Origin of the sequence: Streptomyces sp. PT12 (assembly GCF_003311645.1) — a bacterium.
Lineage (GTDB): Bacteria > Actinomycetota > Actinomycetes > Streptomycetales > Streptomycetaceae > Streptomyces.
This window is the reverse complement of record NZ_QEST01000157.1, coordinates 1-15,024: the sequence shown is the minus strand read 5'-3', so window position 1 is coordinate 15,024 and position 15,024 is coordinate 1. Positions and strand designations below refer to the sequence as shown.

Here is a 15,024-nt window from a genome sequence, read left to right as displayed (position 1 = left end):
ATGCCTCGGGCGACGCCCCCGACAACGGCCACACCACCCCCGACGCCGGAACATCGGCAGGCGCGGCGACGCCGTCGACGGGAGTGAACCCGCCCACCACCACATGGCAGTTGGTGCCGCCCAGGCCGAACGAGGAGACGCCGGCCAGCGGCGGCTCCGCGCCGTTCCCCGGCCAGGGGCCCAGTTCGGCCTGGACCCGCAGGTTGAGGCGCTTTAGCGGGATGTCCGGGTTGGGCTCGGCGAAGTTGAGGCTGGGCGGCAGTTCGCCGCCGGTGATGCTGAGCACCACCTTGAGCAGCCCGACGATGCCCGCCGCGCTCTCCAGATGGCCGATATTGGTCTTCACCGAGCCGACGCGCAGCGGCTCGTCCGCCGGGCGCCCCGTGCCCAGCGCGGCCCCCAGGGCGGCGGCCTCGATCGGATCGCCAACGGGGGTGCCGGTGCCGTGCAGTTCGACATAGCCGACCCGCTCGGGGTTGGTCGCGGCGCGTTCGTGGGCGAGCCGCACCACCTCCTCCTGCGCACTGCCGCGCGGGGTGCCCAGGCTGTCGCCGCCCCCGTCGTTGTTGACGGCGCTGCCGAGGATCACCCCGTGCACCCGGTCCCCGTCGGCCAGCGCCAGGTAGAGCGGCTTGAGCAGCAACACCGCGCCGCCCTCGCCCCTGACATAGCCGTCGGCGCGCCCGTCGAACGTATGGCAGCGCCCGCTGCGGGAGAGCGCGCCCAGGCTGGCCGAGGTGGCGATGGAGCCCTCGCCGAGGATCAGGTTGACGCCGCCCACCAGGGCGGCCGTCGCCTCGCCCCGACGCAGGCTCTCGCACGCCAGATGCACCGCCACCAGGGAGGACGACTGGCCCGAATCGACCGTGAGGCTGGGGCCTTTGAGGCCCAGCAGATAGGAGACGCGGTTGGCCAGCATGGTGCGACGGGTGCCGGCGAAGCTGTAGGCGCCGAGGTGGTCTGCGCCGCCCGCGGTGGCCAGTTCGGCGTAGTCGTCCCACATCGTGGAGGCGAACACGGCGGTGCGGCTGTCCCGCAGGGTGCCCGGCACGATGCCGGCGTGCTCCAACGCCTCCCAGGCCAGCTCCAGCATCAGCCGCTGCTGCGGGTCCATGGCCCGCGCCTCGCGGGGGGCGATGCCGAAGAACGTCGCGTCGAAGGTGTCGACCCGGTCCAGATAGCCGGCCGGTGCCTCGCCCGGCAGGTCGCCGCCCGGGGCCCGGCGTCGACTGTCGGGCAGCGGACGCACGGCGTTGTCGCCGACCCGCAGCAGCCGCCAGAAGTCGGCGGGGGTGGGGGCCCCTGGCAGCCGGCAGGCGAGGCCGACCACGGCGATGGGGTCACCGCCGCGCGGCGCTGGCGCACCGGGGAGATGGCTGGCTCCGGAGCGCGCGGACTCGGCCGACGCCTTCGACTTCTGGACGGTCATAGTTCCTGAACTCCCGTTTGTCCTGGGCTGTTCATGGGCGCGTTCATGGGTGCGCGCACGGGATGGTGCGCGCGGTCGGCGTTGTTCGCGCGGCATGCGGACGCCGCCTGCGATTCTGTGTCCGCCCGGCCTCGGTGCGCCCCGTGCCGGCCCCCGGGTCGACCCCAGCCGGGCCGGGAGGCGGACAGGCCCGCGCCCCGGGGCGGGAGGGGCCGTCCCCGAGGCGCGGGCGCCGTGCCGGGTCAGCCGACGGCGGCCGGGATCACTCGGCGATATAGGTGCGTCGGGTCCACTCGAAAACGGTGAGCCTTCTGCCGTCGTGCTCCACCGTCTCCGGCGTGGGCAGATAGTGCTCATAGGCGTTTCCGACGGAGATCTTGATCGTCTCGTCGACGTTCGGGTGGTACCGCAGCTGCGACCGGCCGGTGATCTGGACCGGGCCGCCGCGCAGGATGACATTGGGTTCACCGGGCGCCATACGATGCACACTCCGTTGCCTGTTGAGGTGAAGGGCAGACGCGGGTTCCGACATGCCGCACATGCCCGGAAGCGGTGGGCACGGCGTTGGTCGGATCACGGGCGGGGCGAAGCGGTGAAGGACCGGGACGAACGCCAAGTCCCTCGGAAGCGGGGGAACTTCCGAGGGACTTGGCTCGACGAGGTCGGCCATGGCCGTCATCGCCCGCACCGTCATTCTGCGCGGCCGGCGACCGCCGGCGACTCGGGGCGCTCCCCCGGCCACCACCCCAGTCCTGGGACGGCCCGGGGCGGGTCAGCCGAGGCTGAGCACGCGGCTGAGTTCGCTTCTGGAGTCGATGTGCAGCTTGCGGTAGACCTGGCTGAGGTGCCATTCCACGGTCTTGACGGTGACAAAGAGGATGCTGGCGATCTCGTGGTTGCGCTTGCCCTCGGCGGCGAGGACGGAGACCCGGTGCTCCCTGGGGGTGAGCCCCCAGGTGTGGGGCCGCCCGGTGTCGCGGGTCCGCCCCCCCAGGGCGGCCAGCGCGCGTCGGGTCGCGCCGCTGAACGCGGTGGCGCCGATCGTCTCGGCCACCTCGTCGGCCTCCCTGAGCCGCCGCCTGGCCTGCGCCGTGCGCCGGGTGTCCCGCAGCACGGCGCCGAGTTGCAGCAGGCAGGCGCAGCGGTCGACGATGGCGGGCGAGCCGTCGAGCAGTTCGACGGCCTCCTCCAGCGGTTCGATGGCGTCGTCGCCGCCCCGGGTGCGGGCATAGGCGTACAGGGCGCGGGCGACGATCCGGTGGGTGCCGAACGAGCGTGCGTCGGCGAGGTGTTCGGCGGCCAGTGCCTGCGCCCGATCCAGCTGGCCGAGGCTCACCAGGTTCTCCACCATGCTGGGGAGGGGGGTGAGCGCGGGGGTGGTGGAGCCGGTCTCCCTGAGCAGGGAGAGGATGCGTTCGCCATCCCGCATCCCGGCCTCGGAGTCACCCCTGACCGCGTGCAGATGACGGCGGCCGATCAGCAGCGCGATATCCCCCAGCCGACTGGTCCCGGGGTCGTGCCAGCCGCCGTGTTCCTCGAAGACGCGCGCCGCCATGTCCGGCTGGTTGCGCAGGATCAGCAGATCGGTGAGGGCCAGCACGGCGAAGGAGCGGCCCAGCGCGTCGGCCTCGCCGGCCGTGCACTGCTCCAGGGAGGCGCTGGCGTCGTTCTTGGCCTCCGACAGCATCCCCCGGTGCAGGTTGACATGGGCCCGCAGGGCGCGCAGCCCCCGGGAGTCGACGCCGGCGCTCACCGCCTGCTGGATGGCGTCGTCCAGGATCGTGCCGGCCTCGGCGAGCTTGTCGCAGCTGTAGAGGCAGTACGCCAGGAACCAGGGCACCCGGGTGTCGTCCTCGGAGTGGCGGATCACGTGGTCGTGTGTCAGGGCCTGGTCGACCAGTTGGATGACGCGGTGCCCCGGCGCCCCGCTGAGCAGGGCGCGGGCCGCGCCGAGCGCCAGCGAGTGCGCGTCGTCGGGGGTCCGTTCGCCGATGGTGGCGCGGGAGGTGGCGCCCAGCTCCCGCACCAGCTCGGGGACGCTGCCTCGGCCGGTGGCGCCCAGATGGTCGAGCCGGCTGTGCGCCGCGCACAGCCGGGCGGCCAACTTCGGGTGCTCGCCGCCCAGTTCGGCATGGGCCCGGCGATAGACCTCGGCGGCCTCCTCGTGGCGTGCGGCGACCGTGAGCGCGGCCCCCAGCTGCAGCGCGACCCGGGCGCGCTCGGCCGGTTCCGGGGTCAGGCTGATGGCGTCCCTGAGATGGTGCACGGCCTGCGGATGGCCGGTGCGGTGTTCGGCCTCGCCCAGCACGGCCAGCAGCCGGGGCAGCGTGCGGCTCGGGACGTTCTCCCGGGCGGCGCGACGTACCAGGGAGAGGGCCCGGGCGGGATCGCCCTCGCCGAGCGCGGCCCGGCCGGCGGCGACCAGCGTCTCCACGGCGCGCCCGTCGGTGGAAGGTGGCACATGCAGCAGATGGGTGGCGATCCGCTGCGGCGGCGCGCCCTGGTCGGTGAGGACCTGGGCCGCCGCGTAGTGGGCGCGGTAGCGGAAGGCGTGCGCCATATGGGTGTAGACGGCGTTGCGGGCGATGGGGGCGGCGAACCGTGGCGGTTCGGCCCAGTCGACGACGCCCGCGGCGCGGAGCGCGACGACCGCGTGCGCCGCCTCGGCCGGGTTGAGATCGGCGACGGTGGCGAGCTGTTCGACGCTGTCCGCGACGTCCAGCACGGCGAGCGCGTTGGTCGCGGCCAGCGCGCCGTTGACGCCGCGCCGTGGCAGATGGTGCACCCGGCGCAGGATGCGGCGGGCGACGGTGCGCGGTCCCGCGGCGGATATCCGGGCGGGGTCGGCGAGCCCGCCGCCGAGTTCGCCGACCAACTCCCGCAGGAAGAACGGGTTGCCCACGGTCGCCTCGTAGCAGGCGCGCACCGAGGTGGCGGAGAGCTGCCCCGGCACGGCGGACGCGAGAAGGGCGCACACCCCGTCCTCGCTGAGCGGGTCGAGGACCAGGGAACGGGGGGCCGCCGGGGCGAGCAGCGTCTGCACGGGGAGCTCGTCCAGGCCGAGCCGGGGGCCCGAACGTGCCGGGGGAGGCGCGGTGGCGCAGCAGAGAACGGGGTGCTGGGCGATCAGGCCGCCGAGGCGCCCGAGGAAGCGCATCGAGGCGGAGTCCGCCAGATGCAGGTCGTCCAGCAGCAGGACCAGTGGCCTGGTGTCGGCCAGATCGGCCAACAGCCTGAGCAGTCTGTCGTGTTCGCGTTCCTGCCGCTCCGGATCCGGGATTCCCCAGCTGGGGCCGCCCGGCTTGTCGAGGGCTTCGGGGGAGTCGAGTAGCGGGGTCAGCAGCGTCGCCGGATCGGCGGGCCCCCGGCCCTGCGGCGGCGCGGCGGAGGCGAGCCAGTGCTCCAGGATCTGCCGCACCAGGCCGTTGGGGTGGCCGGTCTCGAAGGCGCTGCCCCTGGCCTGGAGGACGGTGAACCCGGCCGCCTCGGCGCCCTGCCGCAGGATATGCAGCAGCGCGCTCTTGCCGGTTCCGAACGGCCCCTCGACGAGGACGAATCCGCCGCTCCCGGTGCGTAGGTCGTCCAGTGTCCCGGCGAGGACGCGCAGTTCCTCGTCACGCTCGATCAGTGACGGCTCGTCGATCCGAACGGCCGAGTTGGCTCCCGCGAGCATGAATGTACTCATCTCCTTGAAGTCGGCCGAATTCCTCGACCCCGGGCAGGCGTGTTTCGCATGGCGCCAGAACGTGTGGCGTTGATGGCCAGCGGACTAGAGACGAGACACGGGTCTGTTGGTGTTTGTTGACCCGTGGAAACACGCGAGAAGCGAGGTGGGACAGGAGGAATCGGAGCGGCACGATGGAGCGCAGGACACCATAAGAAGATCTCCCCGTAAAACTGTTAACACCGAGTACATTTCGGTGTAACTAAACAGTTTGGTCAGGCCGCTGGGTCAGAGCGGCGCAGCAGGACCAAGCGCGAACAACGATATCCCAAGTCTCTCGGGATGGGAAGTGGAGCCATGGTTCGCGATGGCAATCGACTTTCCGCCGTATCGTCGTCGAGTTAGCCGTGGGGGTCGCACCGGTCGAGCGTACCTCCGGGGTCACCCGGGGTCGCGAGTATCACAGGAAACGGTGGGAATCCACGCACAACGCGGCGAGTCGGCCCCTGAGTTGCGAGCCGACGCACCCCAACTGGCCAGGGAGTTTACAGCGCGGTCGCGCCGCTGTCGGCGGTTCAGGGTGGCCGCCGGGCGCCTTCGCCGCCCCGCGGTCGGCCGCCCCGGGAGCCGACGCCTCGTCGCCGCTCGTTGCCCCTCCCTCACTGCCTGTTGTGGGTGCCAGCGTGTGCAAACGGCCTGATCACGGGCTGTCGAACGGATTCCTCCGCTTCCCCTTGGGAAACGGTTGGAAGGGTATTGCGCACCCCCGGGGTGGGCCTGTGTGTGGGTGCCGAATACGGCACTTCATGGGCGGAGTCAAGGTGTGCTGCTAAGACCGTGTCCTACGTAGTCCTACGTGGCGAGTCGGCGGAGGCGTTTGTCGCAGGTGAGGGCGGCGGCGGGGCCGAGAAAGGCCAGGTAGTCGCGGGGATGGCGTTCGTAGCGGGGTGAGAGGCGCCGGTAGCCGGATAGCCAGGACATCGTGCGTTCGATCACCCACTGGTGACGGCCCAGCCGCTGGCTGGACTCCACTCCCTTGTGAGCGATCCGGACGACGATGCGCTTACCGCGGAGCCATCTACCCAGGTCAGGAAGTTCACATGCTTTGTCGCCGTGCACCTTGCCGGGCCGGTACTGCCGGCCGCGTTCGGGGTCGTGTCTCGATTGGAGACCGGCGAGCAGGGGCTTTCGTCCTTCGCTGTCGTGGGCGTTGCCACCTGAGACAGCCCACGACAGGCAGTCCGTTCGCATCGGACAGGATGTGCATCCGGGAACCGGGCTTACCCCGGCCCACGGGGCTCGGACCTGTGAGTTCGCCCCCTTTTCTGGCCCGCACGTGAGCGGAGTCGAGACCCACCCGGGACAGGACGAGAAGCCCGCTGGCGGCGAGTTCGTCGAGCACCGCCCGGTGCAGGCGACAATGCGTCCACACGCTCGGCACATGATCGGGAGCACGTCCCGGATCGCGTCCGAAGACCTTTCGGAATCGCCCTGGGGCGCGCGCGAGGAGAGCCGGAGGGGGTCACCGGGGCCGCCGACTCCGGGCTGTCCCAGGGTGCCCCGGGGGTGTCAACTCCCGGGAGCCGGGGTGACACTGACCCCGTTCCGCGCACGTCGGAGGCCCTCACCCCGTGCGACCACGCAGTACTAGGGTCCCGCCTGGGGTCGGTCCCCAGAGCAGCGGCGTCTCGCCCGGCACACAATCGGTGGGCAAGAGCGCGGGGGAGCGCGAGAAGTGACACGCAGACATCCACCCGGGCAACGAAACAGCATGGGGCCATCTGACCGAGGTCCACAGCGCCGCGCGTGAGGACTCGTTCTTGGCTTTCACCCACCCGACATAGGCCGGATGTCCGACCGCCTGACCGCCCGGCACGTCGCCGTGATTCCCATTCGGCTTTCCTTGTGGAGAGTGGCTTTCCGATGTCTGCTAACGAAGAAAAGCTCCGCGAATACCTCAAGCTCGTCACGGCCGACCTGCGGCAGACCCGGCAGCGGCTGACCGAAACCGAGGCGAGGCAGCGGGAGCCGATCGCCGTGGTCGCCATGGCCTGTCGGTTCCCCGGCGGGGTGGCCTCCCCCGAGGACCTGTGGCGACTGGTCGCCGACGGCGCCGAGGGCATCGCCCCCATCCCGGACGACCGGGGCTGGGACCTCGAACAGCTCTATGACCCCGACCCGTTGACCCCAGGAACCAGCTATGTGCGGGCCGGCGGCTTCCTCGTCGAGGCGGGCGAGTTCGACGCCGAACTCTTCGGCATCTCGCCTCGCGAGGCGCTGGCCATGGACCCGCAGCAGCGGCTGCTCCTGGAGACCTCCTGGGAGGCCCTGGAGCGCGCCGGACTGCCCCCCACCGCGCTGTGCGGCGACAACATCGGCGTCTTCGTCGGCGCCGCGCCCCAGGAGTACGCCCCCCGGCACGGCGACGCGTCCGCCGAGGAGTTGGAGGGCTATCTCGCCGTCGGCAACACCACCAGCGTGATGTCCGGCCGGATCGCCTACACCTTCGGACTGCGCGGGCCCGCCGTCACCGTCGACACCGCCTGCTCCTCGTCGCTGGTCGCCCTGCATGTCGCCGCCCGCGCGCTGCGCGACGGCGAATGTTCCCTCGCCCTAGCCGGCGGCGTCACCATCATGTCCGCGCCCAACTGGATCGTCGACCTCAGCCGCCAGCAGGGCCTCGCCGCCGACGGCCGCTGCAAGGCGTTCGCCGAGGACGCCGACGGCTTCGGCCCCGCCGAGGGCGTCGGCATGATCGTGCTGGAACGGCTCTCCGACGCGCGCCGCAACGGCCACCAGGTGCTCGCCGTGATCAGCGGCTCGGCCATCAACCAGGACGGCGCGTCCAACGGCCTGACCGCCCCCAACGACGAGGCGCAGGAGCAGGTCATCCGCCGCGCCCTGGCCGACGCCAGGATCGGCGCCGCCGACGTCGACGTGGTGGAGGCGCACGGCACCGGCACCCGGCTCGGCGACCCGATCGAGGCCCAGGCGCTGATCGCCACCTACGGCCGGAACCGGCCGGCCGAACGCCCGTTGTGGCTGGGCACCGTGAAGTCCAACATCGGCCACACCCAGGCCGCCGCCGGGGTGGCCGGCGTCATCAAGATGGTGATGGCGCTGCGCAACGGGCTGCTGCCCAGGACCCTGCACGCGGAACGGCCCAGCCCGCATGTGGACTGGGCGGACAGCGAGGTCGCCCTGCTCACCGAGGCCAGGCCCTGGCCCCGGGGTGAGGCGCCGCGCCGTGCCGGTATCTCCTCGTTCGGCATCAGCGGCACCAACGCCCATCTGATCCTGGCCGACGCGCCCCCCGTCGAAGCGGAAGCCCAAGCCGAAACCCCGGCCCCCGAGACCGCCGGAACCCCCGCCGCCTTCGGATGGGTGCTCTCCGGTGGCCAGCCCGAGGCCGTCCGTGAACAGGCCGTGCGCCTAAGGGAGTTCGTCGAGGGAGCGGGCGGCGGAGCCGATCCGGGGGACATCGGCTGGTCCCTGGCCGCCACCCGGGCCACCCTCGCCCACCGCGCCGTGGTGGTCGGCGACGCCCCCGAGGGGCTGCTCGACGGGCTCCGCGCCCTGGGCGAGGGCACCGAACGCGCCGGAGTGCTCAGCGGCACCGCTCGCGGCGACGGCCGACTTGGCCTGCTCTTCGCCGGCCAGGGTGCCCAACGCCTGGGCATGGGCCGCGAACTACGCGCCGCCTTCCCGGTGTTCGCCGCCGCCTGGGACGAGGTCACCGACGTTCTCGACCCGCTGCTGCCTGGCCCGCTGAACGAGGTGGTCTTCGGCGACGACGAGGCCAGGCTGCACCGCACCGAGTGGGCACAGCCCGCGCTCTTCGCCTTCGAGGTCGCCCTCCACCGGCTGATCGCCTCCTGGGGCGTCCGCCCCGATCTGCTCACCGGCCACTCCGTCGGCGAGATCGCCGTCGCCCATGTCGCCGGCATCCTCTCGCTGCCGGACGCCGCCGCCCTGGTCGCCGCCAGGGGCCGACTGATGCAGCGGCTGCCAGCGGGCGGCGCGATGGTCGCCATCGCCGCGCCCGAACACGAGGTGGTCCCGCTGCTGGCCGACCATGGCGAGGTCGCCGGCGTCGCCGCCGTCAACGGGCCCGAGGCCACCGTGATCTCCGGCGCCGAGCCGGTGGTGACCGCGATCGCCGCCGACTTCGAGGAACGCGGCGTGCGCACCCGCCGGCTGCGGGTCAGCCACGCCTTCCACTCGCCGCTGATGGACCCGATGCTGGCCGATTTCCGTACGGTTCTGGCCGGACTGACTTTCCACAGGCCCCAGTTGACGGTGGTCTCCACCCTCACCGGCCGGCGCGCCGCCGACGGCGATCTGGCGTCGCCCGAGTACTGGCTGCGGCATGCCCGCGAGGGCGTGCGGTTCGCCGACGCGGTCCGGGTCTTCGAGGCCGAAGGCGTCCGGCAGGCGCTGGAGATCGGCCCCGACGGCACCCTCGCCGGACTCGCCGTCGAGGCCGTCGACACCCCGGAGGACCTGGTGGTCGGCGTGCTGCGGCGCAAGGACCGCCCCGAGCCGCTGGCCGCGATCGAGGGCGCCGCCCGGGTCTGGACGGCCGGCGCCCATGTCGACTGGGCGGCGCTCCACCCCGGCGGCGCCCGCGTCGACCTCCCCACCTACTCCTTCCAGCACCGGCGTTACTGGGTGCGGCCGAGAGTCGGCGGCACCGACGCCGCCGCGCTCGGCGCCAGGTCGGCGGGCCATCCGCTGCTCGGCGCGGTCGTCCCACTGGCCGACGGCGCCGGCATGGTGCTGACCGGTCGGCTGACGGCCTCCCCGCCGTCCTGGGTCGCCGACCATCTGGTGGGCGACGCCGTGGTGGTGCCCGGCACCGCCTTCGCCGATCTGGCGATCCGCGCAGCCGACGAGGTCGGCTGCGCTGGCGTCGAGGAACTGACGTTCCAGACGCCGCTGATCCTCCCCGAGCGCGGCGGCCGACAGTTGCAGATCATCGTCGGCGAGCCCGACGAGACGGGGCGCCGCCCCATCGGGGTGCACTCCCGCCCCGACGGCCAGGACGACGCCCCCTGGGTGCGCAATGTCTCCGGGTTCCTGGCCGCGACCGTCACCACCGGGCCGGGCGCCGATCTGCGGCAGTGGCCGCCCGCCGACGCCGAACCCGTCGACCTCACCGACGCCTACGCCAGGCTCGCCGCCATCGGCCTGGCCTATGGCCCGGCGTTCATCGGGCTGCGCGCGCTGTGGCGGCGCGGCGACGAGGTGTTCGCCGAGGTCGCCCTCCCCGAGGGCACCGAGCCGGGCGAGTTCGGGCTGCACCCCGCGCTGCTGGACGCCGCGCTGCACCCCATCCCGCTGCTCGGCCTGGTGCACAACGACGGTCGGCCGGTGCTGCCGTTCGCCATGGAGGGCGTCGAGCTTTTCGCCTCCGGCGCCACCGCGCTCCGCGTCCGGCTCGCCCCCGGCGCGGGCGACGCCCTGTCGCTGACGGTCGCCGACACCGCCGGACGGCCCGTTGCCGCCATCGCTTCGCTGGCCGTCCGCCCGGTCTCCGTGGAGAACCTGCGCACCGCGCCCGTCGGCCCCGAATCGCTCTACCAGGTGGACTGGATCCCCGTCGGCGAGTCGACAAGCACCCCGCGCGCCGTCGAACTCCCCACCGGTGACGACGCGTTGGACCGGCTGGCCGCCGATGGCCCGCCCGATCTGGTGATCGCCCGCGTCGACGAGGCGCTGGACGTCCACCGGGCCGTCACCGAAACCCTGGCGCTGCTGCGCCGCTGGCTCGCCGACGAGCGGTTCGCCGACGCCCGGCTGGCGCTCGTCACCCGCTCCGAACACCTCGGGCACGCCGCCGTGCTGGGCCTGGGGCGCTCCACCCAGGCGGAGAACCCTGGCCGGCTGGTGCTGGTCGAGACCGACCGCGAGCGCCCGCTGCCCGAGCTGGCCGCCGCCGTCGGCAGCGGCGAGGAGCAGCTGCGGCTGCTCGGCGACGCGACGCTCTGCCCGCGCCTGGTCCGCTCCGAGGGCGGCGACGGCCTCCAACCCCCCGCCGAACCCTGGCGGTTGGAAACCACCAAGCCGGGGTCGCTGGAGAACCTGCGGCTGCTGCCCAGCCCGGAGGCCGCCGCGCCGCTCGGCCCGAACGAGGTGCGGATCGCGGTCCGCGCAGCCGGGATGAACTTCCGCGATGTGCTGATCGCGCTCGGCATGTACTCGGGCGAGACCGCGCCCTGGCTCGGCGACGAGGCCGCCGGCATCGTCACCGAGATCGGCCGGGAGGTCAGCCAACTGGCCGTGGGCGATGCCGTGTTGGGCATGGTCGCCCGGGGCTTCGGCCTCCAGGCGGTGGCCGATGCCAGGGCCCTGGCGCGGATCCCGGCCGGCTGGTCCTTCGAGACGGCCGCCGGCGTGCCGGTCGCCTTTGTCACCGCCTGGCTCGGCCTGGTGGACCTCGCCGAGCTCAAGGCCGGCGAGTCCGTGCTGATCCACTCCGGCGCCGGCGGCGTCGGCATGGCCGCCGTGCGGCTGGCCCGGCATCTGGGCGCCGAGGTGTTCGCCACCGCCAGCGAGGGCAAATGGCCAGCGCTCACCGAACTCGGCCTGGACGACGCCCATCTGGCGTCCACCGGCGACACCGCCTTCCGGGACGCCTTCCTCGCCACCACCGAAGGGCGCGGCGTCGATGTCGTACTCAACGCCTTCACCGGCGAGTTCGTCGACGCCTCCCTCCAACTGCTGCCACGCGGCGGCCGGTTCCTGGAGATGGGCAAGGCCGATATCCGCGACCCCAAGGCGATCGCCGAGCAGTACCCGGGGGTCACCTACCGGACCTTCGACATCGCCGAACTGACGTCCCAACGGATCGGGGCGATCCTCGGCCAGGTCCTTGAGCTGTTCGCCGCCGAAGCGTTCAGCCCGCTGCCCGTCACCACCTTCGACATGCGGCGCGCCCCCGAGGCGTTCCGCCATGTCAGCCAGGCCAAGCACATCGGCAAGGTCGTGCTGACCGCGCCCGCCACCTGGGACCCGCACGGCACCGTGCTGATCACCGGCGGCACCGGCACCCTCGGCCGACTGGTCGCCCAGCATCTGGTGACCCGGCACGGGGTGCGCCATCTGCTGCTGGTGAGCCGCCGGGGCCGCGCCGCCGAAGGCACCGACGCCTGGATCGCCGAACTGGAGGACGAGGGCGCCTCGGTGACCGTCGCCGCCTGCGATGTCACCGACCGCACCGCCCTGGCCAAGGTGCTCGCCGACATCCCGCCGGGCCAGCCGCTGCGGGGCGTGGTGCACACCGCCGGCGTGGTGGACGACGCCGTGGTCGCCTCCCTCACCGAGGAACAGGTCGAGCGGGTGCTGGCGCCCAAGGTCGAGGCGACCCTCGCCCTGGCGGAGCTGACCGCCGACGCCGACCTCACCGCGTTCGTCCTGTTCTCCTCGGCCACCGCCGTCCTCGGGGGCCCAGGACAGGGCAACTACGCGGCGGCCAACGCCTTCCTGGACGAGCTGGCCCGCCAGCGCCGCTCCCGTGGCCTGCCCGCCCTCTCCCTGGCCTGGGGCCTCTGGGCGGAGGCCAGCGGCATGACGGCGACGCTCGGCGCCAGCGACCGGGCCCGCCTCGGCCGCTCCGGCGTCCGCCCGCTCAGCTCCCGCGAGGGACTGGCCCTGCTGGACGCGGCGCTCGACCTCGGCGAACCCGCCGTCGTTCCCGTCCGCCTCGACCTGGCCACCGTCCGCACCCGCGCCGCCGCCGAGGGCGGCGTGCCACCGCTGCTACGCGGGCTCGTCCACGCCCCGGCCCGCCGGGCCGCTGGCACGGCCGCGGGACCCGCCGACGCACAGGACATCAGGCGCCGCCTCGCCGGCGTCCCGGAGGCCGAACGGCTCCGCATCACCCTGGAGTTGGTGCGCGAACAGGCCGCCGGCGTCCTCGGCCACAGCGAGGTGCGCGATATCGCCGCCGAACGCAGCTTCCGGGACGCCGGATTCGACTCGCTGACCGCCGTCGAACTCCGCAACCGGCTCGCCGCCGCCACCGGGGTGCGCCTCTCGGCCACCGCCGCCTTCGACCATCCGACGCCAGCGGATCTGGCCGAAACCCTGCTCGCCCAGATCACCCCGGACGAGAGCGGCGACGCCGCCGCCTCCGTGCTGACCGAACTCGACCGGCTCAAGGCCGCCCTCGCCACCCTCACCGCCCCCGAGGACCAGCGCGGCGAGATCACCCTGCGGCTGCGTTCCCTGCTCACCCAGTGGGACGGCGGCCGGGGCGGAACGAGGGAACGGGCGGCCGACGACACCGTGGAGTCCGCATCCGACAGCGAACTCTTCGATCTGCTCGACGAAATAGAAATCCCCTGACGCGGCTCTGGATTGAGTGACACCGACATGAGTATCGAAGAAAAGCTTCGCGATTACCTCAAGCGGGCCACCACGGACCTGCGGCAGGCGAGCCGGCGCATCACCGAACTGGAGGAGCGCGAGCACGAGCCGATCGCCATCATCGGCATCGCCTGCCGCTTTCCCGGCGATGTGCGGTCGCCCGAGGACCTGTGGCGGCTGGTCGACGAGGGCGGCGACGGCATCTCCGAGTTCCCCACCAACCGGGGCTGGGACCTGGACGCCCTCTACGACCCCGAGCCCGACACCCCCCGCACCAGCTATGTGCGGCAGGGCGGATTCCTCTACGACTGCGATCAGTTCGACGCCCGGCTCTTCGGGATCTCGCCCCGCGAGGCGCTGGCCATGGACCCCCAGCAGCGGCTGCTCCTGGAAACCTCCTGGGAGGCCATCGAACGCGCCGGGATCGCCCCCTCGGCGCTGCGCGGCACCGAAACCGGAGTCTTCGTCGGCGCCGGCAACTACGGCTACGGCGGCACCTTCGGACGTCTCCCCGACGGCGTCGAGGGCTACGCCATGACCGGCAAGGACGCCAGCGTCGCCTCCGGCCGCGTCTCCTACACCTTCGGCCTCGAAGGCCCGGCCGTCACCGTCGACACCGCCTGCTCCTCCTCGCTGGTCGCGCTCCACCAGGCCGTCACCGCGCTGCGCGGCCGCGAATGCTCCCTCGCTCTCGCCGGCGGCGTCGCCGTCCTCGCCACCCCCGAGATGTTCACCGAGTTCAGCCGGCAGCGAGGCCTGGCCCCCGACGGCCGCTGCAAGGCGTTCGCCGCCAGCGCCGACGGCACCTCCTGGGCGGAGGGCGTCGGCATGCTGATGATCGAACGCCTCTCCGACGCGCGCCGCAACGGGCACCGGGTGCTGGCCGTGATCCGTGGCTCCGCGATCAACCAGGACGGCGCGTCCAACGGCCTCACCGCGCCCAACGCGCCCGCGCAGGAACGCGTGATCCGCCAGGCGCTGGCCAACGCCCGCCTCGCCGCCAACGAGGTGCACACCGTCGAGGCCCATGGCACCGGCACCACGCTCGGCGACCCCATCGAGGCCCAGGCTCTCCTCAACACCTATGGCAAGGGCCGCGACTCCGAACGCCCGCTCTGGCTGGGCTCGTTCAAGTCCAATATCGGCCACGCCCAGCGCGCCGCCGGCGTCGGCGGCATCATCAAGATGGTCATGGCGATGCGGCACGGAGTGCTGCCCAGGACCCTCCATGTGGACGCGCTCTCGCCGCATGTCGACTGGGACTCCGGCGCGGTGCGGCTGCTCACCGAGGCCAGGCCCTGGCCGGAGACCGGCGAACCCCGCCGGGCCGCCGTCTCCTCGTTCGGCATCAGCGGCACCAACGCGCACATCATCCTGGAGCAGGCCCCCGAGGGCGAAGACGACGACGAGGACCGCCCGACCCCGTCGGCCGAGGCGGCCAGCGGCGTCATCCCCTGGCCCCTGGCCGCCGCGGACGCCGCGGCACTGGAGCAACAGACCACGCGGCTGCGGGAGTTCTTGGCGGGGCGGCCTGGGGTGGGGGCTGGTGTGGTGGGTGGTG

The 15,024-nt window shown here is 72.9% G+C and carries 5 protein-coding genes and 1 pseudogene; 2 read left to right on the top strand and 4 right to left on the bottom strand.

Features of this window, described 5'->3' with window-relative positions; all coding sequences use genetic code 11:
- The 4 genes and pseudogenes from DEH69_RS17880 to DEH69_RS17860 form a co-directional block, all read right to left on the bottom strand.
- Nucleotides 1-1,429: polyketide synthase (locus tag DEH69_RS17880; RefSeq protein WP_147255675.1), on the bottom strand; the 1,429-nt coding region annotated here is incomplete at its 3' end.
- Between the two features lie 262 nt (nucleotides 1,430-1,691).
- Nucleotides 1,692-1,907, bottom strand: coding sequence for a DUF5988 family protein (locus DEH69_RS17875; RefSeq protein ID WP_113687987.1), 216 nt, complete (start codon nucleotides 1,905-1,907; stop codon nucleotides 1,692-1,694).
- Nucleotides 1,908-2,201: 294 nt separating this feature from the next.
- Nucleotides 2,202-5,114, bottom strand: a complete 2,913-nt coding sequence (locus tag DEH69_RS17870) for a LuxR family transcriptional regulator (RefSeq protein WP_113687986.1) — start codon at nucleotides 5,112-5,114, stop codon at nucleotides 2,202-2,204.
- An 831-nt stretch (nucleotides 5,115-5,945) separates the two neighbouring features.
- A pseudogene (locus tag DEH69_RS17860) lies at nucleotides 5,946-6,510 on the bottom strand (transposase); the annotation flags it as partial.
- A gap of 506 nt (nucleotides 6,511-7,016) precedes the next feature.
- Between DEH69_RS17860 and DEH69_RS32825 the strand changes: the two are divergent.
- Together DEH69_RS32825 and DEH69_RS32820 are read left to right on the top strand one after the other, a co-directional pair.
- Entirely contained in the window at nucleotides 7,017-13,442 is a 6,426-nt protein-coding gene (locus DEH69_RS32825; RefSeq protein ID WP_113687984.1) for a type I polyketide synthase, read from the top strand.
- A gap of 27 nt (nucleotides 13,443-13,469) precedes the next feature.
- A partial coding sequence (locus DEH69_RS32820; protein WP_258534750.1) for a beta-ketoacyl synthase N-terminal-like domain-containing protein occupies nucleotides 13,470-15,024 on the top strand: 1,555 nt, incomplete at its 3' end.